Source organism: Pseudomonas sp. A0308 (genome assembly GCF_044218815.1).
Taxonomy (GTDB): Bacteria; Pseudomonadota; Gammaproteobacteria; order Pseudomonadales; family Pseudomonadaceae; genus Aquipseudomonas; species Aquipseudomonas iridis.
The window spans coordinates 1,354,547-1,374,808 of the sequence record NZ_CP162581.1; the positions used below are offsets into that span (position 1 = coordinate 1,354,547).

Annotated in this window: 18 protein-coding genes; 8 read left to right on the forward strand and 10 right to left on the reverse strand. The window is 56.6% G+C overall.

Annotated elements, in window-relative coordinates:
* Positions 1-127 precede the first annotated feature (127 nt).
* The gene (gene pabB / locus AB4P92_RS06275; protein ID WP_395599120.1) at positions 128-1,471 is read left to right on the forward strand and encodes an aminodeoxychorismate synthase component I; all 1,344 of its coding nucleotides are present in this window, start codon (positions 128-130) and stop codon (positions 1,469-1,471) included.
* An 86-nt stretch (positions 1,472-1,557) separates the two neighbouring features.
* Here the strand turns inward: pabB and thrH are convergent, their stop codons facing one another.
* A complete protein-coding gene (thrH, locus tag AB4P92_RS06280) occupies positions 1,558-2,175 on the reverse strand; it encodes a bifunctional phosphoserine phosphatase/homoserine phosphotransferase ThrH (protein WP_042558482.1) in 618 nt (205 codons plus the stop codon).
* A 163-nt stretch (positions 2,176-2,338) separates the two neighbouring features.
* Between thrH and AB4P92_RS06285 the strand changes: the two genes are divergently transcribed.
* The 3 genes from AB4P92_RS06285 (at position 2,339) to AB4P92_RS06295 (ending at position 5,880) form a co-directional block, all read left to right on the forward strand.
* Positions 2,339-3,073: a phosphoadenylyl-sulfate reductase gene (locus tag AB4P92_RS06285; RefSeq protein ID WP_042558481.1), complete on the forward strand. Its 735-nt coding sequence runs from the start codon at positions 2,339-2,341 to the stop codon at positions 3,071-3,073.
* A 486-nt stretch (positions 3,074-3,559) separates the two neighbouring features.
* On the forward strand, positions 3,560-5,098 hold the full coding sequence (locus AB4P92_RS06290; protein WP_395599121.1) for an NCS1 family nucleobase:cation symporter-1: 1,539 nt from the start codon (positions 3,560-3,562) through the stop codon (positions 5,096-5,098).
* 53 nt (positions 5,099-5,151) lie between these two features.
* Positions 5,152-5,880, forward strand: coding sequence for an aspartate/glutamate racemase family protein (locus AB4P92_RS06295; RefSeq protein ID WP_042558479.1), 729 nt, complete (start codon positions 5,152-5,154; stop codon positions 5,878-5,880).
* Positions 5,881-6,011: 131 nt separating this feature from the next.
* Here the strand turns inward: AB4P92_RS06295 and AB4P92_RS06300 are convergent, their stop codons facing one another.
* Positions 6,012-6,938 carry a LysR family transcriptional regulator gene (locus tag AB4P92_RS06300; RefSeq protein ID WP_047300626.1) on the reverse strand — a complete coding sequence of 309 codons (927 nt, stop codon included), beginning with the start codon at positions 6,936-6,938 and terminating at the stop codon, positions 6,012-6,014.
* A gap of 127 nt (positions 6,939-7,065) precedes the next feature.
* Between AB4P92_RS06300 and AB4P92_RS06305 the strand changes: the two genes are divergently transcribed.
* Complete coding sequence (locus AB4P92_RS06305; RefSeq protein ID WP_042558478.1) at positions 7,066-7,812, forward strand: 3-oxoacyl-ACP reductase family protein; 747 nt, start codon at positions 7,066-7,068, stop codon at positions 7,810-7,812.
* 84 nt (positions 7,813-7,896) lie between these two features.
* Here AB4P92_RS06305 and AB4P92_RS06310 read toward each other — a convergent pair whose 3' ends face one another.
* Entirely contained in the window at positions 7,897-8,592 is a 696-nt protein-coding gene (locus AB4P92_RS06310; protein WP_210622343.1) for an HAD-IA family hydrolase, read from the reverse strand.
* A 245-nt stretch (positions 8,593-8,837) separates the two neighbouring features.
* Here AB4P92_RS06310 and AB4P92_RS06315 point away from each other — a divergent pair, with 245 nt between their 5' ends.
* The 3 genes from AB4P92_RS06315 to AB4P92_RS06325 all read left to right on the forward strand — a co-directional run bounded on the left by AB4P92_RS06315 (position 8,838) and on the right by AB4P92_RS06325 (position 14,621).
* A complete protein-coding gene (locus AB4P92_RS06315) occupies positions 8,838-13,637 on the forward strand; it encodes an RHS repeat-associated core domain-containing protein (RefSeq protein WP_395599122.1) in 4,800 nt (1,599 codons plus the stop codon).
* A complete protein-coding gene (locus AB4P92_RS06320; RefSeq protein ID WP_261735673.1) occupies positions 13,634-13,942 on the forward strand; it encodes a contact-dependent growth inhibition system immunity protein in 309 nt (102 codons plus the stop codon). Before AB4P92_RS06315 ends, AB4P92_RS06320 begins: the two co-directional genes overlap by 4 nt.
* 304 nt (positions 13,943-14,246) lie before the next feature.
* Positions 14,247-14,621, forward strand: coding sequence for a hypothetical protein (locus AB4P92_RS06325; RefSeq protein WP_395599123.1), 375 nt, complete (start codon positions 14,247-14,249; stop codon positions 14,619-14,621).
* An 11-nt stretch (positions 14,622-14,632) separates the two neighbouring features.
* Here AB4P92_RS06325 and AB4P92_RS06330 read toward each other — a convergent pair whose 3' ends face one another.
* The 7 genes from AB4P92_RS06330 to AB4P92_RS06360 all read right to left on the reverse strand — a co-directional run bounded on the left by AB4P92_RS06330 (position 14,633) and on the right by AB4P92_RS06360 (position 19,757).
* On the reverse strand, positions 14,633-14,875 hold the full coding sequence (locus tag AB4P92_RS06330) for a hypothetical protein (protein ID WP_042558474.1): 243 nt from the start codon (positions 14,873-14,875) through the stop codon (positions 14,633-14,635).
* Positions 14,865-15,035 carry a hypothetical protein gene (locus AB4P92_RS06335; protein WP_164488108.1) on the reverse strand — a complete coding sequence of 57 codons (171 nt, stop codon included), beginning with the start codon at positions 15,033-15,035 and terminating at the stop codon, positions 14,865-14,867. The genes AB4P92_RS06330 and AB4P92_RS06335 overlap by 11 nt, the downstream gene beginning before the upstream one ends.
* A gap of 123 nt (positions 15,036-15,158) precedes the next feature.
* Entirely contained in the window at positions 15,159-15,581 is a 423-nt protein-coding gene (locus tag AB4P92_RS06340) for a YMGG-like glycine zipper-containing protein (protein WP_395599124.1), read from the reverse strand.
* Between the two features lie 137 nt (positions 15,582-15,718).
* Entirely contained in the window at positions 15,719-16,090 is a 372-nt protein-coding gene (locus AB4P92_RS06345) for a glycine zipper domain-containing protein (protein WP_395599125.1), read from the reverse strand.
* Positions 16,091-16,415: 325 nt separating this feature from the next.
* Positions 16,416-16,604, reverse strand: a complete 189-nt coding sequence (locus AB4P92_RS06350; protein WP_042558470.1) for a hypothetical protein — start codon at positions 16,602-16,604, stop codon at positions 16,416-16,418.
* Between the two features lie 163 nt (positions 16,605-16,767).
* Positions 16,768-17,088, reverse strand: a complete 321-nt coding sequence (locus AB4P92_RS06355; protein WP_047300625.1) for a YbjQ family protein — start codon at positions 17,086-17,088, stop codon at positions 16,768-16,770.
* A gap of 707 nt (positions 17,089-17,795) precedes the next feature.
* Positions 17,796-19,757 carry an ATP-dependent nuclease gene (locus AB4P92_RS06360; protein WP_395599126.1) on the reverse strand — a complete coding sequence of 654 codons (1,962 nt, stop codon included), beginning with the start codon at positions 19,755-19,757 and terminating at the stop codon, positions 17,796-17,798.
* Positions 19,758-20,262: the final 505 nt, after the last annotated feature.

Sequence of the window (20,262 nt, forward strand, 5' to 3'; positions counted from 1 at the left end):
TTTGAAGATCTACTTCCTTTCCCCCTCGCCCCCTTGGAGGGGTGGGGGGGGTAGGCTTTTGACTTTGAACTGGCCGCCGAGAGGACTACAATCCCCACCCCGCTTCAACGGCCGATCTGCCCCGCCCATGTTGACCTGTTCCGTACACCCGCTGCCCTACCGCGCCAATCCCGCCGACTACTTTGCGGCAATCCGCAACGCCCCCGGCGCTGTGCTGCTCGACAGCGGTCGGCCGAGTGCCGAGCGTGGCCGGTATGACTTGCTCAGCGCCTGGCCGCTGGAACAACTGGCCGTAATGCCGGACGAAAGCGGCAGCCTTTTCCTGCAACGTCTGCGCGATAACCTGAACCGTTTGGGTGAGGCTGATTTGCCAGCGGGCCTCGAGTTACCGTTCGCGGGAGGTCTGATCGGTTACCTGAGCTACGACTTCGGTCGACATCTGGAACACCTGCCAAGTCAGGCGCGGGATGATCTGCAATTGCCCGACGCACGATTTGGCCTGTACGCCTGGGCGCTGATCAGCGATCACCAGACCGCCACCAGCCAATTGGTTTTCCACCCATCCATCGTCGACAGCGAAAAGCAGCGCCTGATTGCGTTGTTCACTCAACTGCCTGCTGACTCGCTGGCCCCGTTCAAACTGAACAATCCGATGAGCGCCGACCTCTCGGCTGACGATTACCGCCAGGCCTTCGAACGCATCCAGCATTACATTCAGGCCGGTGACTGCTATCAGGTCAACTTCGCCCAGCGCTTCCGCGCTACCTGCCAGGGCGATCCATGGCTGGCCTATTGCGCCCTGCGCAAAGCCTGCCCGACGCCGTTTTCCGGATTCCAGAGCTTGCCGGACGGTGGCGCGGTGTTAAGCCTGTCGCCGGAACGCTTCGTCAAAGTCAGCCAGGGTCAGGTGGAAACGCGTCCGATCAAAGGCACCCGCCCGCGCGGCCTGACGCCGGCCGAAGATGCCGCCAATGCCGCCGAACTGCTGGCTAGCCCCAAGGATCGCGCGGAAAACCTGATGATCGTCGATCTGCTGCGCAACGATCTGGGGCGCACCTGTCGCATCGGTTCGGTGCGGGTGCCGGAGTTGTTCAGTCTGGAGAGCTATCCCAACGTCCATCATCTGGTCAGCAGCGTGACCGGTGAACTGGCGCAGGATCGCGACGCGTTAGACCTGATCGCCGGCAGCTTCCCCGGCGGCTCGATCACCGGCGCGCCGAAGATTCGCGCGATGCAGATCATCGACGAACTGGAGCCGACGCGGCGCGGCTTGTATTGCGGGTCGTTGCTGTATCTGGACGTGCGCGGCGAGATGGACAGCTCCATCGCGATTCGCAGTCTGTTGGTCAAGGATGGGCAGGTGTGCTGCTGGGGGGGCGGCGGGATTGTTGCCGATTCGCACTGGCAAGCTGAATATCAGGAGTCGATTACCAAAGTGAAAATCCTCCTTCAAACCCTGCAAAATCTCTAAAAGCTTCGCGAGCAGGCTCGCTCCCACAATGGAATGCATTGCACATGTGGGAGCGAAACTGCTCGCGAAAGCGTCCTTCCAGACGACTACAAACTCAGGTCGCGATTCGAGGCCTTGAGGAATTCCTGTTTCAGTTCAGCAAACGTGTGCACCGCCGGAAACTGCGGAAACTCGCGGATCACATTGTCCGGCGCATGGAACAGAATCCCCGCATCCGCCTCGCCCAGCATCGTCGTGTCGTTGTACGAATCACCCGCCGCAATCACCCGGTAATACAGGCTCTTGAAGGCCAGCACCGACTGACGTTTGGGATCCTTCTGACGCAACTGATAGCTGGTCACCCGACCGGTTTCATCCGTAATCAGGCGATGGCAAAGCAACGTCGGGAATCCCAACTGGCGCATCAAAGGCTGGGAAAATTCGTAGAAGGTGTCCGACAGAATCACCACCTGGAAGCGCTCGCGCAGCCAGTTGACGAATTCCACCGCGCCGTCCAGCGGCTTCAGCGTGGCGATCACTTCCTGAATGTCCGAGAGCTTCAGGCCGTGTTCATCGAGGATGCGCAGACGCTGCTTCATCAACACGTCGTAATCGGGAATGTCCCGGGTGGTGGCCTTGAGGGATTCGATTCCGGTTTTTTCGGCGAAAGCGATCCAGATTTCCGGCACCAACACCCCTTCAAGATCCAGGCAAGCAATTTCCACAAGACACTCCCGTTTGTATTGATTATTGAGTCGAGCGACGCCGAACTCTAGCGGCTCCACCACAGCCGTGCAACGCACAGCACGCGCCAACCGACGCAGCTTTTTGTTACCATCGCCGCCATATAGAGCGCCCAGCGCCACCGACCTGTAGGAAGCCGCCCTGATGAGCCCAACGTTCGATGTCGTGGAACTCGCCACGACCTATGCCAACAAATCCGCTCAGGACATCCTGAAACTCGCGTTCGCCGAGTTCGGTGATGAGTTGTGGATATCTTTCAGCGGCGCCGAGGACGTGGTGCTGGTGGACATGGCCTGGAAGCTGAACAAGAACGTCAAAGTGTTCAGCCTCGACACCGGCCGCCTGCACCCGGAAACCTATCGCTTCATCGAGCAAGTGCGCGAGCACTACAAAATCGACATCGAAATCGTCTCGCCGGATTACACGAAACTGGAACCGTTCGTGAAGGAAAAAGGCCTGTTCAGTTTCTACAAGGACGGCCATGGCGAATGCTGCGGCATCCGCAAGATCGAGCCACTGCGACGCAAACTCTCCAACGTCAAAGCCTGGGCCACCGGCCAGCGCCGCGACCAGAGTCCGGGCACGCGCAGTGCCGTTGCGGTAATGGAAATCGACAGCGCATTCTCGACACCGGAACGCACCCTGTACAAATTCAACCCGCTGGCACAGATGACCAGCGAAGAGATTTGGGGCTACATCCGCATGCTTGAGCTGCCTTACAACAGCCTGCATGAACGCGGTTTTATCAGCATCGGTTGCGAACCTTGCACCCGCCCTGTCTTGCCGAACCAGCACGAGCGCGAAGGCCGCTGGTGGTGGGAAGAAGCAACCCAGAAGGAATGCGGGTTGCACGCGGGAAATATCATCAGCAAGGCTTGATTCTGCAGGCTAGCTCCCAAACAAGTCTGCGTCGCCCCAATAAAAACGTGTACACACGAATGTCACCATCGGTGCCATTTATGTGTGCACTTTATTGTTTCTTCGCCCTGAAAAGTTACACGCCCTCCACCCCCTCCTTCTCTCTGGCGTCCGCCAAAATTCCTCAAAAAAAATAAATACCTGTTCGACCGGTCAATTTTTAATCAAATATTTTCAATAACTTAAGAATTTTCCATAACTTTTCGAAATGATCGGTTCGTTTCATAGATGAGTAACTGGCACAAATCTGGCTTTAGTGCATGCATGTTTTGTATACAAAAATGCAAAACATAAACACACTTTCGATCCGCAAGCCTGAAGCGCCCTATCCCGTACAGGCTGCAGATGCCCCTAACCTGTGATGGTTTCACTGCCGCGACGAAGATTTGTCGAGCCTGACGGCTTATGCACAGTCATCGCGGCCTTGAACATCAGGAGCCTGCCGGAATGCGTACAAGTCTCTCGAATAACATCGCGCTGAATCTGCCCGCCTCTGCACTCGATCACCCCTCCCCCCACGACGGACTGGTCGAACCGCTGCAACTGAGCCCCCGCTTGCATAACAGCGACCTGGCACCGACCAAGGCCGAGGGTCGACGCTGGGGCAAGTACAGCATCTTCGCCCTGTGGACCAACGACGTGCACAACATCGCCAACTACTCGTTCGCCATTGGCCTGTATGCCTTGGGCCTGGGTGGCTGGCAGATTCTGTTGTCGCTGGGGATCGGCGCAGCGCTGGTGTATTTCTTCATGAACCTGTCCGGTTACATGGGGCAGAAAACCGGTGTGCCGTTTCCGGTCATCAGCCGGATCAGTTTCGGTATCCACGGGGCGCAAATTCCTGCGTTGATCCGGGCTGTTATCGCCATCGCCTGGTTCGGTATTCAGACGTATCTGGCGTCGGTGGTGTTTCGCGTTTTGCTCACGGCGGTTCATCCCGGATTCGCCGAGTACGACCACAACTCGATCCTCGGGCTGTCGACGTTGGGTTGGGTGTGTTTCGTGGTGATCTGGCTCGTACAACTGGCGATTCTCGCCTACGGCATGGAAATGGTGCGCCGCTATGAAGCGTTTGCCGGACCGGTGATTCTGGTGACCGTCGCGGCCCTCGCCGCCTGGATGTACACGCAGGCCAACGCGACCATTGCCTGGTCGACTCGCGACCCGCTCACCGGTGGCGAGATGTGGCGCAACATCTTTGCCGGCGGCGCGTTGTGGCTGGCGATCTACGGCACGCTGATCCTCAATTTCTGCGACTTCGCCCGCTCCTCGCCGTGCCGGAAGACCATCAAGGTAGGAAATTTCTGGGGTTTGCCGGTAAACATTCTGGTATTCGCCGCGATTACCGTCCTGCTGTGTGGCGCGCAGTTTCAGATCAACGGCCGGATCATCGAAAGCCCGACCGAAATCATCGCCTCGATTCCCAATACCTTCTTTCTGGTTCTCGGTTGCCTGGCCTTCCTGATCGTCACGGTGGCGGTGAACATCATAGCCAACTTCGTCGCCCCGGCGTTCGTGCTCAGTAACCTGGCGCCGAAGTACCTGACCTTCCGCCGCGCCGGGCTGATCAGCGCGGCCATCGCCGTGTTGATCCTGCCGTGGAATCTCTACAACAGTCCGTTGGTGATCGTGTATTTCCTCTCCGGTCTCGGCGCCCTGCTCGGGCCGTTGTACGGCGTGATCATGGTCGACTACTGGCTGATCCGCAAAGGCCGGATCAATGTCCCGCAGCTCTACAGCGAGGATCCCAACGGCGCTTATTACTACAGCCACGGCGTCAATTTCCGTGCAGTAGCGGCGTTTATTCCCGCCGCGCTGATTGCCATCGTCCTGGCGCTGGTGCCGGGTTTCCACAGTGTCTCGCCGTTCTCCTGGCTGATTGGTGCCGGGATCGCCGGAATGCTCTATCTGATCATCGCCAAACGCCAGCCGGACTACGCCGACGTCAGCGGCGAATGCATCGCTGTCGACAACGTCTGCCATTAATTCCCTCGCGGCCCGGACTTCGGGCCGCAAACTGCCCGCTATAAGGACTCCCCATGCGCATTCTCGTGGTCAACGTCAACACCACCGAATCCATCACCGATGCCATCGCCCGCTCGGCGCAGGCTGTCGCGTCACCCGGTACGGAAATCGTCGGCCTGACGCCCTACTTCGGCGCCGACTCGATTGAAGGCAACTTCGAAAGCTATCTGGCGGCCATCGCCGTGATGGACCGGGTGATGGCCTACGACCAACCGTTCGACGCGGTGATTCAGGCCGGTTACGGCGAACACGGTCGCGAAGGTTTGCAGGAATTGCTCAACGTGCCGGTGGTGGACATCACCGATGCGGCGGCCAGCACCGCGATGTTTCTCGGCCATGCCTATTCGGTGGTGACCACGCTGGATCGCACCGTGCCGTTGATCGAGGATCGACTGAAACTGTCCGGGCTGTGGGATCGCTGCGCATCAGTGCGGGCCAGTGGCCTGGCCGTTCTGGAGCTGGAACACGAACCGCAACGGGCGCTGGAAGCCATCGTCCATCAGGCTGAACTGGCGGTGACGCAGGACAAGGCCGAGGTAATCTGCCTGGGTTGCGGTGGTATGGCCGGGCTTGATGAGCAGATTCGCCGGCGCACGGGCGTGCCGGTGGTGGATGGGGTCACGGCGGCGGTGACGATTGCGGAATCGCTGGTGCGGTTGCGGTTGTCGACGTCCAAGGTGCGGACGTATGCAACGCCGAGGCCGAAAACGATTATTGGCTGGCCGGGGCGGTTTGCACGCTGAGAACCGAGTCGACTTATTCGCGAGCAGGCTCGCTCACACAGGATCAGTGTTGGTTGCAAATATGTGGTCCGATACAAAATCTGTGGGAGCGAGCCTGCTCGCGAAGGGGGCAACCCGGCCCCAGGCCTTGCTCAAAAAGCACTGAACCGCCGAGCCAGGCCCTGCTCTACAAACTGCTCAATCACAAAATCGACAAACGCCCGAGTCTTGCCCGGCAACAATTTATGCTCGGCGTAGTAGATGGAAATGTTGCCGTCATCGACGAACCACTCCGGCAACACCCGCTGCAACGTGCCCGCCTCCAGATACCCCACCGCGAACGGCATGCTCACCAGTGCAATCCCCAGGCCTTGCGCAGCCGTGGCGCAGGCAGCCTCTGAATCGCTCATGGTCATTCGCGTCTTGAGGGTCAAGGCTCGACAGAGCTGACTGCCACTACTGATCAATTGCCAAGAGCGCACTCGACCGGTTTGTGGCGACCGAATCAGAATGCCATCGTGATATTGCAGGTCGTCCGGCTCGACGATCGCTTCGTGCTTTTGCAGATAGTCAGCAGACGCCACCAACACTCGATGCGCGGGTGCCAATTTGCGTGCGACGACGCCTTGGGGCAATTCAAATCCTCCGCCAATCGCTGCATCGAACCCCTGCCCGATTAGATCGACCTGACGGTTATCAAAATGCCAGTCAGGGTTGATCGCCGGAAACCGACGTAAAAACGCTTCCAGCAACGGTACGATGTACAAACGCCCGAACACGGTGCCCATACTGACTTTCAACGTTCCCGCTGGCAGACCTTCGACACTGGCCAGATTAGCCACCGCGTTCTGGATCGTGGTCAGACTGGCACTGACCTGACTCAAAAACAGCTGGCCCGCCTCGGTCAGCGCCAAGCTGCGGGTGCTGCGCTGGAATAACCGCACGCCCAGCCTCGTCTCAAGTTTCGCGACACTCTTACCGACCGCCGCCGGGGTCAGGCTCAAGCGCCTTGCCGCTTCGGCGAAGCTGCCGACCTCGGCGCTGCGCACAAAGCATTCAATACTGCTGAAAGTTTCCATGATCGCCACTATAAACTTCTGGTTTACACAGACTATAGCAATCATGGGCTACACGGTTGTGGATCAGAGGTCGATACTCGGCTCCAACAACAAGGCAGTCCCGCCTTGAATAGTCTGGAGATCGAACATGACCACTCAACACCTCGGCGGCAAAGTCGCTCTGATTCAAGGCGGTTCCCGCGGTATCGGTGCCGCTATCGTCAAACGCCTGGCCGCTGAAGGCGCTGCAGTAGCGTTCACTTACGTGAGCTCCACCGCCAAAGCCGAAGAGCTGCAGAACAGCATCACCGCCAACGGTGGCAAAGCCCTGGCGATCAAAGCCGACAGCGCTGACGCAGCTGCAATCCGCCATGCCGTCAGCGCCACGGTCGAAGCCTTTGGACGTCTGGACATTCTGGTCAACAACGCCGGCGTACTGGCCGTCGCGCCGCTGGAAGACTTCACCCTGGAAGATTTCGACCAGACCCTGGCCATCAACGTGCGCAGCGTATTCATCGCCTCGCAGGAAGCGGCCAAGCACATGGGCGAAGGCGCACGCATCATCAACATCGGCAGCACCAACGCCGATCGCATGCCCTTCGCCGGTGGCGGCGTGTATGCGATGAGCAAATCGGCACTGGTCGGCCTGACCAAAGGCCTGGCACGCGACCTGGGCCCGCGTGGCATCACCATCAACAACGTGCAGCCCGGCCCGGTCGACACCGACATGAACCCGGCGCACGGTGACTTCGCTGATAGCCTGATCCCCCTGATGGCAGTGGGTCGCTACGGTAAAGCCGAAGAAATCGCCAGCTTCGTCGCCTACCTGGCGGGACCGGAAGCCGGCTACATCACCGGTGCCAGCCTGACCATCGACGGTGGTTTCGGCGCCTGATATTTCTCAGTCGACTGTACGAAAAACGCCGCCCCTCCTTTAACAGAGGGGCGGCGTTTTTTGGTTGATCGGGTTATCGCTCGCTCAGGTCCATTCCAGTGCCGGCAGGCCACAGGCGCTCGGGATAAACCCTTTCAAAGACCGGAGAATCCCGTCGGCGTGTGCGTATTTTTCATCGGCCATGGCCGCGTCGGGAATGGCGATTGCCGTCATGCCCGCCGCTTTCGCTGCGGTCACCCCAAATGGGGAATCCTCGAACACCAGACAATCTTCAGGCGCGACACCCAGACGCCGCGCCGCGGTGAGGAAAATATCCGGCGCGGGCTTGGCTGCGCCGACTTCAGGATCGTCCGCCGTGACAATGAAATCGAACAGCGCAAACCACTCGCGGTGCAACGTGGTTTTCTGACCGAACGACTGTCGTGACGAACTGGTGCCCACGGCGATTGGAATATTGTGGGCCTTGAGGTGACGAATCAGCTCTTCGGCGCCCGGCATCGCCTGCGCGGTCGGGAAACGCTCGCGCATTAACGGTTCGCGAATGACCAGAAACTCTTCGGCTGTGATCGGCAGATCCAGCGCTTGCACCACATAGTTCGCCAGATCGTTGGCTCCGCGGCCAATGATGTTCTGCTTGACGCTCCAGTCGAAGGTGCGCCCGTAACGCTCGGCAATCATCGAGGTGACCTCGGTGTAAATGCCTTCGGTGTCCAGCAGCAAACCATCCATATCGAAAATCACGGCCTTGATCGGGCCGAACGCCTTCAGCGGTGCATTCATCATCGGATCCGTTATCAAAGACATCCCAGGCGGCGGGTAGCGCCGCTGCTCGGATCTGATTAATGGGTTCAGCAGCATAACGAGCACAGCCGACATTGAGCAACGGGCAATATTTGTTGAGGCGATGAACTACTCGCAGGCAAATAGCGAAACGCCCTACAGATATTGCCTACCTTCCCGACTTCTTTCCTTTTTGATCCCCCGCAAAGTCCGCGCACCTTTTTCACATGCGCGAGTGACTGCGAATGCTTCCACCCGATCGGCTTCTGCCCCTGAACAACAGCATCGGCCTGCTGGTGGTTGCCGCCCTTAATCCCGAGCACCCGGACTTCGAAACACTGATCCGGGAGTTCCGCCTGTGCCTGAACAATTACGAAGCCTGGGCCGAACAGTTCTGGATGGGCTCGGCGCTGGATATCGAGCAGGTGTTCAAAGTCGGCAACGACGTCAACCTCAGCGCGCCCGTCAACAGCCGTAAACCCATCAGTTCTTCAGTGTTCATGTGCCCGGCCAGCGGCCCCTTGACCCTGGTGCACATGTTCGAAGCCGCTCGTTTTGTACCGATCGGCAACACCCCGCTGACACTCGAGCCGGTGATTGCCGACGTCGGCGGCGTTATGACCTTCGGCGAACCGCAACATTATGAAATCGGCCCGAGCGGCATTCTGGAGTTGAGTGATTGCGACCGGGGCCAGCGTTATCGCATCACCTTCTTTCCTGATGTTTCCACCCGGCATGTCCAGGCGCTGTATGCCTCTTATGAAAGTGTCATCAGTGGCCTGGAAGACTGGTTACGCGGTGAATGGGCAGGGTTTCAGCCGCTTTGGACGGAGTTTTCCAGCGCCGGATTTCTCGAGCGTTTCGGTCAACTGCAACAGGCCGATTGGCGCGGCTTCGAAAATGCCTTGCACGGCGTCTGGGATGACATCAAACAACTATTCGCCCTGCTCGCCGACTTGCAGGCCAACAGCGAAAAGCTTCTGGATTATCTGAGCGACATTGAGCTGGACGCTTTGCTGCAGGCTTCCCACGAGACGATTGCCAACGGCCTGTTGATGCTCAGCGACGAGCCGCTTTTGTTCATTCATCTGGCGGCGTTCACCGGTTGGCTGAAGATGCTGCCGCCGCAATACCTGGCGGAAGTGGTCGCAGAAATCCGTGTCGAGTTGTTGATCAGTTTCCTGTTGATGCGCGTCTCTGGCGGCATGGGCGTGCAGCTGCGGTTGAGCAGCAAAGTGCTGGCGAAAATCAAATCGCCGCGCGCACGGGAATGGCTGGCAGCTTCTGCTTTGCGCCTGGCTGAACTGAATTCCTCGCCTGATTTGACTCGCCATGCCGGCGTTTTGAAACCGCTGGTGCTCAATGTGCGTGACGTTGAGCTGAAACCGACGCCGTCGATTCCGGTGAACATTCGTCAGGCCGATTCCGTGATTTTGACGGTACCGAATCCGGCCCCACTCGCACGGGACAAGTCGCATGGCATGAGCCGGATGCAGCGTCATGAGCCTCACGATGATGCACCCGATCAGGCAAAAAACCCCAACGGCAACAGCGCCGATTGCGTGCCGCAGACCTGTACCAACGGCTGCCCGGTGTCGATGGTTACCGGCGAAGAACTACTGACCCTGACCGATGGCGTGCTCGATGGGCTGCTGCCATTCGAGTTCACAAGGCTGTATCGCACCAGTGCCGCCGAGATCGATGTCGGGCTGGGGTTTGGCTGGAGTCATTCGCTGGCGCAACGGCTGGAGTTCGATGGCGACTGTGTTGTTTGGGTTGACCACGAAAACCGGCGTACGCGGTTCCCGTTGCCGAGTGTTGAGCGCCCGGCGATTCATAACAGCCTGTCGCGGGCGGCGATTTTTCTCGGGGATGAACCGGAAGAACTGATCCTCGCGCTGGCGGGGGATGCGGCACGGTTTTATCACTTTCGGGCCGGGCGTCTGACGGCGGTTAGTGATGCGTATGGCAATCGTCTGCGCATTGTTCGGGATCGGCAGGATCGGGTTCAGCGCCTGGACAACGGCGCGGGTCGGGCGCTGTTGTTGCGTTATGACCGGGCGCATCTGATCGCGGTTGATTACCAGCGCTTTGACTCGGCGCTGAACCTTGCCGAACCTTGGCACACCGAACACACCCTTGTCAGTTATCGCTACGACGCCTATCAGCGTCTGGTCGAGGCGCGTAACGCGGTTGGCGACAGCGAGCGTTACGACTACGACGATCAGCACGTCATCCTGCAGCGCCAACTCACGGGCGGCGCGAGTTTCTTCTGGGAGTGGGAACGCGCTGGCAAAGCTGCACGTTGCGTCAGGCACTGGGCGTCGTTCTCGCAGATGGACACGCGTTATGCCTGGCATGACGACGGCAGTGTCGTCGTGCATTACGTCGATGGCACCGAAGAAACCTACGTCCACGATGACCGCGCACGGCTGGTGCGCAAGGTCGAGGCCGATGGCGGCGAACACCTCAAGGCCTACGACGGTTCGGGCCGCTTGGTCGCCGAGCAGGATCCCTTAGGCGCCGTCACCGAGTACCGCTACGACAATGTCGGACGGCTGATCGCGCTGCTTCCGCCAGACGATGTGCCAACGTCCTACGAGTACCGCAACGGTTTCCTGCACAGCCGTTCCCGTGGCGACGCGGTATGGACCTACCGACGCAATGCTCAGGGCGATGTCACTGAGGCGGTCGATCCTGATGGTCAGGTCACGCATTACCACTACGACGCTCGCGGGCAGCTGCTGTCGATCCGTTACCCGGACACCAGTCGGCACGTTTTTGTCTGGAACACCCTCGGTCAGTTGGTTGAAGAAACCCTGCCCGATGGCGGTGTGCGGCGCTTTTCCTACGATGCACTGGGGCGCAGGACTACCACTGCTGATGAACACGGTGCGGTCACGCGTCAGCATTGGGACGCTGTTGGCCGACTGATCCAGACGACTTCTCCTACGGGCGCCACTCGCGCCTACAGTTATGGCGCCTACCACCAGGTCACCGCCGAGCGCGACGAACTCGGGCGCATCACCCGTTTCGAGTATGACGACGACCTGCACCTGGTCTCGCGTCGGATCAACCCCGACGGCACGCGGGTGCAGTACCGCTACGACCATGCGCAACTGCTGCTCACCGAAATCGAGAACGAGTCTGGCGAAAAGTATCGGCTGGACTACACGCCGACCGGACTGATCCGACAGGAAACCGGCTTTGACGGGCGGCGTACGGCCTACGCCTACGATCTTAACGGTCATCTGCTGGAAAAGACCGAATTCGGCGATGACGGCTCGGTGTTGGTCACGCACTACGAGCGCGATGCGGCCGGGCGCCTGCTGGTCAAGACCTTGCCTGACGGGGGCAAGGTTATCTATCAGTACGACCGCCTCGGTCGGCTGACTGGCGTCGACGACGGCCAGAAACATCCGTTGGCCTTCGAATACGACCTGCAGGACCGGCTGATCACCGAGCATCAGGGCTGGGGCACGCTGCGTTATGCCTACGACGCCTGCGGCCAGCTCAAACGCATGCGCCTGCCGGACAACAGCAAGCTCGATTATCAGTACGCCAAGGGCGGCGCACTGACCGCCATCCACCTCAATGGCGCGCCCCTGACGCAACACGTCTATCAGTCGGGCCGCGAACAACAACGCCAGCAAGGTTTGCTGCTCAGCGAATATGCCTACGACGATCAGGGCCGACTGCTCGCCCACGCCGTAGGCCATCAGCACGATTCGCTGTACCGCCGCGATTATGCCTACAGCGCCAACGGCAATCTGGAGCACATCGCCGACACCCGTCACGGCCAACGCACCTATGGCTACGACGCCCTCGACCGCCTGATCCGGGTGCGCCACTCACGCGACGAACTACCGGAATCCTTCGCCCACGATCCGGCCGGCAACCTGCTCATGCAGGAGCGCCCCGGCCCGACACACATCAAGGGCAACCGCCTGCTGATGCAGGGCGATCGCCACTACGACTACGACGCCTTCGGTAACCTGATCCGTGAACGCCGCGGCACCGCGCAGAAACTCGTCACCGAATATCGCTACGACTGCCAGCATCGGCTCATCGGCCTGACCCGCCCCGACAGCAAAACCGCGACCTACCAGTACGACGCCTTCGGCCGGCGGATCAGCAAAACCGTCGACGGCGAAAAAACCGAGTTCTTCTGGCAAGGCGACCACCTCGTCGCCGAAAGCAGCAAAACCCAGCACCGCAGCTACGTCTACGAACCCGGCACCTTCCGCCCGCTGGCACTGCTCGACGGCAAAGGCCCAAAAAAGGCCTGCCCGTTCTACTACCAACTCGACCACCTCGGCACCCCCCAAGAACTCACCGACTACAGCGGTGAAATCGTCTGGTCGGCGCAATACGACGCCTACGGCAAAGTCGCCGCAATCACCCTGGCCGGCGAGGAATACCTGGATCAACCGCTGCGGTTTCAGGGGCAGTATTTCGACGCGGAAAGCGGGCTGCATTACAACCGGCATCGGTATTACGACCCGCGACTTGGGCGGTATCTGACGCCGGACCCGATCAAGTTAGCGGGTGGGTTGAATCAGTACCAGTACGTGCCGAATCCGACGGGGTGGGTGGATCCGTTGGGGTTGGCTTGCACGCCGTGTCCGGGAGCAATACAGGCGGACGGGCCTTACAGTGAGATAGTTCCGGGGGGTGGCTTGGCTACACATGAGGCTCAAGGTGGACATTTAATAATAAAGCATGTCGGTAGAACTGATGCGCAGTTAGCCGAAAGACTACGAGCCGGGCCTCACCTTCCAGCAGCCTCTACATTTTCTGATCGCGCCCGAGCCGAGGCTGCAGTTTCAGAGGCGTTGAGGGTAAATGCGCAAAATGTGCAGGATTTTTTAAATAGCAAAAAGGGAAAGACCACTATTACCCATAATTTCAACCAGCCGGTGGGAGTCAGCCTTCTCAACCGCGCAACGCATCCTCAGCCGACGCAAAAGCTACTATTAGTGTTAAAAAAAGACCCTACACTCCCTTCGGGATACTTTTTGCTAACGGGATTTCCAGAGCTATGAATCAAGACTTTCCAGAAATCCACGATTTTTTCGGATCATGCTTTCATCAAGAGTGGCGAGAAGAGCACGACACTGCGGATCAGGTTATCAACGATTTCTTGCAAACGTCCGATATGGAAACACTACTTTTGGTACGCAATGAACTCCATTCCCTACTAATGACAAACAAAGACGAATCAAGTTTAAGGACATACTTATTGAAAGAACTAAGTTGTTACTACTGCTATTGGTTCGAGTGGGCAACAGGTGAATTATGGCTGCGCCAAATCGCAGAAAAGGTGGAACAAAAATTATCTACAAAATAGGTTGCTCGCCGTTTAATCAGGGCGTTGAAACACAGGCCTTGAAAATTCCTGACTCACGTCAACACCTTATTCAACCAAGCGTACGACGAGCCAATGCTCATCCTCCAAAGCATTAGTCAGCACAAGGAGGAAACCCGGTCAGGATATCTACAACTTATGGGAAACAATCGGAAGGGAGAGGCAAAATTCGCTTTTGTAGGTACAAACCAAAACAATGAAATTACAACGCTTCATGCAAAAAGTGGAAAAGAGTTCTGGCGAACGATAAATGGCGACGGAAAAGACAAAACAGTGAGTCCCGCGGATGACTAAAAAATACCTTGCGCATGTTATTGAAATCGACCCGTACGTCGAAGACCTGATCGTACTTCGCGTGAACGATGTGACATTCAGAGGTTTTGCAAGCTACTGCCCTTTTGTCATTGACGTAGGAAAAACTTATGAAGTCGAGTTGGAAATGGTTTTACCCGAAGAGTTAGCCATCTCAAATATAGAGAATGAAGAAGAACGCATCGAAATGCTCGGCAATGGTTTTTCGTGTGAAATTCATGGCCGCTTAGAAGGAGATATCTTTAAGTCATTTGTCGAGTTTTCGGATCAGGGGCTTCATTACGATTATCCACACCTCAACGAACAGTTCGTGAAAATAACAGCGGAAAGAATTGACGTGTCGTTCTGATGTAAAAAGATTCAATCATCTTTAGTGCGGTCTTCACCTGATTCATCGCCCTCCTCATCCTCCAGCGGCAAATCATCTCGCCCCAAAGGATCCGTAGGCGAAGGCAACGGATATTCAGGCGTATCATCGACCTCATCGCTCTTCAACTCACCACTCATTTCACACCTCTCAAAGGGCCTGAAAAACACAGGCCCTGAAGATTCGGATTTCACGCTGCCAACACGTTCATCCAACGAACTTCGGTCACTGCTCATCCTCCTCCTCGTCATACTCACCATCCAGTGCATCATCCGAATCATTCAACGGCACCGTCGCATCGTCCATAACCGACCCCGGATCTTCATTCCCCGGATCGTTGATGAACGGCAGCCCGCTTGAACCTTTTTCTTCCTTGCCTTCAGTTTCGGGAGTCATGGCATACCTCGGGATTTCGGGGGAGTGTATGACGTTCGAGACGCCCTGCAGCCAATCGTTCCCGAGTCCGATGAGCAGAGACGAAAAACCCGGCGCAGGGCCGGGTTTCTGTTTAAACATCAATCAACGATGTTTGTTTTTATGCTTGTTCTTGTGTTTATGACCACCACCGGAATGAGACTTACCGCCATCGTCACCCAGGTTGTTGCCGACAGCACCACCTGCCGCGCCACCCAAGCCTGCACCGATGGCTGAACCGGTTGAGCCGCCAAGGCTATTGCCCACCACTGATCCGCCGGCGGCGCCGAGGCCGCCGCCAATAGCGGCTTCCGTGCGACTGCGTTTATCCGCCCCAACCGCACTGCCCGCCGCGCCGCCCAAACCTGCACCCACCGCAGCGCCAGTGCTACCACCAAGTTGTCCGCCAACCACATTGCCCAACGCACCACCCAAGCCACCACCGACGGCGGCAGTGCCGTCGCCGGCAGCCATCGCGTCTTGAGCAACCAGCAATCCGAAAAACAGTGCAGATAATGACAATCGCATTTGAACCTCACAGTTCCCGAAGCGGGACAGTACGCCCGAACAAGGGCTTATAAGCTATTGGAGGCATTAGCGGGAAAAACGTTCAGCAACGAAAAAGCCCGACATCGAGTCGGGCTTTTCTGGACACGCAATCAATCTCAGTGACGCTTGCGGCCTTTGGACAGGTTGCTGCCCACCGCACCGCCAGCTGCACCGCCCAAGCCCGCACCGATAGTCGCACCATTTCTGCCGCCGAGGCTGTTGCCAATCACCGAACCGCCGGCCGCGCCGACACCGCCGCCAATGGCCGCTTTGGTCCGACTGCCCTTGCGTGCCGCCACCGCACTGCCCGCTGCGCCTGCTACGCCCGCGCCAATCGCGGCACCGGTGCTGCCGCCCATTTTCTGACCGACCACATTCCCCAGCGCGCCGCCCAGTCCACCGCCCAATGCCGCAGTGCCATCGCCGGCAGCCATTGCTCCTTGAACAAAGAAGAGGCCAAGAACCAAAGCAGGGAGAGTTAAACGCATGACGAAACCTCAAAAACAGAGAAGACAAAAAGGGCCGGGATTGGATGTCACCAAAGGGCAAACGTCCAGACGGAACCAAAGCACAGCGAGCACTTGGCGCCGATTTGACCGCGATTCTGAAAAAGGTTTTACGACAGGCAAAAAAAAGCCCGCTGGGGAGACGGGCTGGAGACTTGCTTTCTAACGGATGGCTTCACCCTACGCCGGACAACGTGAAAACTTTGTGAAAGAAAACGCAATTCTTTAAACCATTTGTAGAACGTATCGGCGATCAGCGATCAGACATAAAAAACCCCGCTCAATGACGGGGTTATGTCGAGAAAGCTTATTTTCTGGCCCTTGCCATCACCTTAGGAAGGAATTTCGCCTTAGGCCCTTTTGGTGCCGCGGATTTGATCTTGGCGTTCTGAATCGTGTCTTCGCCAAAGCCCGACTGGTACTCGCTCTGTCCGCAGCGTACGCAGTTGTTGAAGGAAAATTCAGCGCCATCGTCTTCAATATACGGTGCAGTCATGCCCTCTCCCCTTCGTAAAAGGTCGACACCGGCAAAACCATCTCGCCTGAAAAGTATCGACCACTCAGAATTTTGAGACTAGCCGGTCATTACTGGACTTGTTGTTCAGATCGGCCGACGCCCGACGAATGGCCTACAAAAATTCAACACCGCGGCGGCCCGCTCAGCGCAACTTCACCGCTGTGCCCGTCACAAACACCACAACCATGCCGCCCTTACCCGCCGGCATGCTGATCTCGAAATCCAGCCCGACCACCGCATCTGCCTGCAAAGCACGCGCTCGTTCCTTGATCTCGTCGGTGGCCTGAATGCGCGCTTCTTTCAATGCTCTTTCCAGCGTTTGCGACCGACCACCAAAAAAGTCGCGCATACCGGCGAACATGTCACGGATCACATTGACGCCTTGCACCGACTCGGCACTGACAATGTCCAGATACGCGGTGATCTGCCGGCCTTCGATGGCGTGAGTGGTGGAGATGATCATGAACGTCGTCCTTTTACTGGCAATAAAACCGCGATTGTAATGCTCAAACCAGAATTCAGCCGACCACATCACCCACGTCGGCAAATTCCAGACACCAGAAACCACAAAACCCCTGACTTCTTTCGAAATCAGGGGTTTGTGTTTACTAAATTTGGCGGTGAAGGAGAGATTCGAAACTACCCGTTTGCGCTTTTTTGAGCACACCCCCCCGGTTTATAAGGGCTGCAGAGGAGCGAGATTTTTAATCTCAGTCCCATGTCAGTCCCATGGGTTTTGCACACCAGGTTGCAGAACAGGGTCGCGAAAGCCATTTCGACGTTTCATGTTGACCCATGGGAAAAAGGTAATTTTGGTAATACAGCGTGAGCCGACCTCTGGAAGCCTTGAAAATCGTGGCGTTGAGAGAATTCCTCAAAGGTAATAATTTGGTAAGTATGAAGTTAGAAAATTACCTTTCCTACGAGTAATCCCTGATAGCCCTCAAACCCAGCAAAATGGGGCACTTCAGAAATTATTACCCTAACTCTTACCTAAAATTACCTCTTGAGGTAATGACTGAAAGCTAGGCACCACAAGGGCTGTAGCCCATTTCTATATCTCGCTTACCAAAATTACCTTTTTCCCAGCCCACGTTTGAAAATATCCATACGGCATGGAAAGCGCAGATTGCACAGAGGCGGTGCGGCTCGCCGCCTCGTAGCCTCGTGTTACGCGTTATCTTGGCTCTTGAATCGAATATCTTCGCCAAGCCCATTCTGCTCTGCCCATTTGGTCACATCTTCAATGAGCAGCGGCATATATCCACTCGCTTGGATGGCTTCAGAAGCATAAGGCTCGTGCTGATTCGAGCTTAGCAGTCCAGTGAGAAGTTCCTGAACAGCCTTCGCTAAGCCGTCATCCTGTGTCACCTGCAGATATGCATTTAGCGGCTTGTCCTTCGAAGCCTCCTCTCCCCCCAAAAAACGTTCAAAATCAGGAATGCTGATGCGATGTCGCACTGTTAATCCAGCTTGTCGAGCAGCTTGCATGCCAGTCCTGATTTTGTCGTTTTCGGTCCACATACCGTTTTTGTGCCCGTTTTTCTTGAAGGGGGAATCAGCGTCGTGTACCAATGCGAAGTCGATTTTGAAATGAGTCATGACTTTGATTAGGGGCACGAGGATCGCTTTTCCTCTTGCTCGGATGATAGTCACCTGATCTATAAGCTGATGCTGCTTTTCGAGAATAGATGCCATGAACGCTGCGTGTTCCGTATCTCCCTCCACTAGCACGGGGTAGGACCCAAAAAAGACCTCAGAGAAGCTCGGGTCGATATGCTGTAGTGCCTGAAGCCGTTTCTTGTCATCCCCTTCGAACTCGATTAGGTCTGAACGATACGTGTTGGGTGTTATAGGAGCATTGGCTCCTTCAATTGAGCGCTCAAGCCTGACGATGGTTGTGTGATCTTCGAATGGGTTTATGAAATATGGTGAGTGGGTCGTCATGATGACTTGCCAATCCGGACTCTCCGCTAGCTTGTACAAGTGACGTTGAGCTGCACGAGCAGCCATGGGATGTAGCGCGTTTTCCGGTTCATCTATGAGAAGCAGGTATCCTGGGAAAGCAGGATCATCTGGACTGTCGGGGATGGGGCCACCGCTATCATGTGCTTGCAGTTGAGCTTTGGCATTAGCAAGTTCTTCCTCTAACGCTGCTACATCAGCTCCTTTCGCTGGCTTAACAATTCGTTTGTTAAGCTCGGTAATATCCTTCTCTAGCCCTTTTCGAAAGTCCGCTCGGACCTCCTTGTCGCGGGTAAGCTCGTTGTGTACCTGAAGCATTGACCAAAAAAGCGCTCTGCGTGCTCCAGTACCTTGTTGGGATAGCTCAGTTTCCGCTGTGCCGTCTTTTACGCGCAAGCTTGAACCACTTTTGAGAAGTTCAGTCAGCTTCGGCACGAGTGGGGCGCTGCCGATTTGTAGGCTGACATCAAGCGCAGGAAAAACACCTTTAAACCCGGCTGATACCCGATTGGCGATAATGTTGAAGTGGTCTTCGTGCTGTCCGCTCAGGACCTGCATATTCTGAGATACGCTTGCAATGGCTCGGGCCAGATCAGACTCGGAATTACAGCGCGCCTGCTCTAATGCTGTGAATAAAGGAGTCAGGGCAAGGGTTAGGAGCATATCCTCAGTTTTTGCAGCGTCGTCGAGAGAGCCGATTCGAAGTGGACGCGGTAGCCGCGAGCTGAACACGGAGTCCGCTCCTCCTGCCTTGGCGTCTTCGGCCCAATCGCCTTTTCCTTCTGGTCCGGCGGTGGGATCCCACGTTGTCCGGATTCTCTGAAAGCTTGGCGCGTCCCAACACCATCTACTTTTGACAACGAGAAAGTCACCTTTCGCGTACTTCCACTTTGCGTCTACGTTGCCTATCCCGTCCGGAATGTGGACTTCAAGCAGTACCTCCGATGGCTGGTCGTCCTGCGCATGTTGATGCCTATCGCGATGAACATCGAAAGGAACTGTGCCCTTTGCTAGCTCATACGCTCTGAGGATTGTCGATTTACCTGCGTTATTTTTACCCACAAGGCAAACGATGTTATCCAGCTCAATCTCGATCCCTTCATCACCTATACAGCCGATGTTACGCACGGTTAAACGCAGCAATTTGGACCGATTTTTTTCTGCCATTATTCCTCCGTGGAACATGATTGGCTGCCAGAGCGGCATCTCGCGCTAAACAAATCCTTCAGTTTTTTGAACTCAAGGATCTCATCACATCGAATGATGCGATGAGCGTAGTCGCCTCCTAGCGTCTTGGTAGGTGCGCTGCTAAATAATGAAATCGGCATGATCGCTGTAGCCCTTACGCAGTGAGCCCTATGGCCTAAAAAGCATAATTTTCTGCGGTCACCGAGGGATGCTTAGACGCAAGTTTGCCAATCAGTAAAACCCCCGTAATCCGGCCTTTTTTAACCTTTTAGCGATGTACGCCGGGCTTTCGCTGTTTTGGTCCCACGCGCGCGGCTTCGCGTGTCTTGTGCAATCTTGTTTCCAAAAAATGAAAAACCTTTCCAGAAATGAAAGGGACTATTGATCGCCAGGCCCCATAGCCTGGGTAGGTGGGAGTAGTGTTTTCATCGCCCGAATCTTTTCAAAAAAATAACTAACGGGACCCGCCGGCGGGAGGGGGATA

Excerpts from the sequence above, each read along its gene's own strand:
- pabB (WP_395599120.1), top strand. The coding sequence starts at position 128 with ATGTTGACCTGTTCCGTACACCCGCTGCCCTACCGCGCCAATCCCGCC.
- AB4P92_RS06285 (WP_042558481.1), top strand. The coding sequence starts at position 2,339 with ATGAGCCCAACGTTCGATGTCGTGGAACTCGCCACGACCTATGCCAAC.
- AB4P92_RS06290 (WP_395599121.1), top strand. The coding sequence starts at position 3,560 with ATGCGTACAAGTCTCTCGAATAACATCGCGCTGAATCTGCCCGCCTCT.
- AB4P92_RS06295 (WP_042558479.1), top strand. The coding sequence starts at position 5,152 with ATGCGCATTCTCGTGGTCAACGTCAACACCACCGAATCCATCACCGAT.
- AB4P92_RS06300 (WP_047300626.1), bottom strand. The coding sequence starts at position 6,938 with ATGGAAACTTTCAGCAGTATTGAATGCTTTGTGCGCAGCGCCGAGGTC.
- AB4P92_RS06305 (WP_042558478.1), top strand. The coding sequence starts at position 7,066 with ATGACCACTCAACACCTCGGCGGCAAAGTCGCTCTGATTCAAGGCGGT.
- AB4P92_RS06310 (WP_210622343.1), bottom strand. The coding sequence starts at position 8,592 with ATGAATGCACCGCTGAAGGCGTTCGGCCCGATCAAGGCCGTGATTTTC.
- AB4P92_RS06315 (WP_395599122.1), top strand. The coding sequence starts at position 8,838 with ATGCTTCCACCCGATCGGCTTCTGCCCCTGAACAACAGCATCGGCCTG.
- AB4P92_RS06320 (WP_261735673.1), top strand. The coding sequence starts at position 13,634 with ATGAATCAAGACTTTCCAGAAATCCACGATTTTTTCGGATCATGCTTT.
- AB4P92_RS06325 (WP_395599123.1), top strand. The coding sequence starts at position 14,247 with ATGACTAAAAAATACCTTGCGCATGTTATTGAAATCGACCCGTACGTC.
- AB4P92_RS06330 (WP_042558474.1), bottom strand. The coding sequence starts at position 14,875 with ATGAGCAGTGACCGAAGTTCGTTGGATGAACGTGTTGGCAGCGTGAAA.
- AB4P92_RS06335 (WP_164488108.1), bottom strand. The coding sequence starts at position 15,035 with ATGACTCCCGAAACTGAAGGCAAGGAAGAAAAAGGTTCAAGCGGGCTG.
- AB4P92_RS06340 (WP_395599124.1), bottom strand. The coding sequence starts at position 15,581 with ATGCGATTGTCATTATCTGCACTGTTTTTCGGATTGCTGGTTGCTCAA.
- AB4P92_RS06345 (WP_395599125.1), bottom strand. The coding sequence starts at position 16,090 with ATGCGTTTAACTCTCCCTGCTTTGGTTCTTGGCCTCTTCTTTGTTCAA.
- AB4P92_RS06350 (WP_042558470.1), bottom strand. The coding sequence starts at position 16,604 with ATGACTGCACCGTATATTGAAGACGATGGCGCTGAATTTTCCTTCAAC.
- AB4P92_RS06355 (WP_047300625.1), bottom strand. The coding sequence starts at position 17,088 with ATGATCATCTCCACCACTCACGCCATCGAAGGCCGGCAGATCACCGCG.
- AB4P92_RS06360 (WP_395599126.1), bottom strand. The coding sequence starts at position 19,757 with ATGGCAGAAAAAAATCGGTCCAAATTGCTGCGTTTAACCGTGCGTAAC.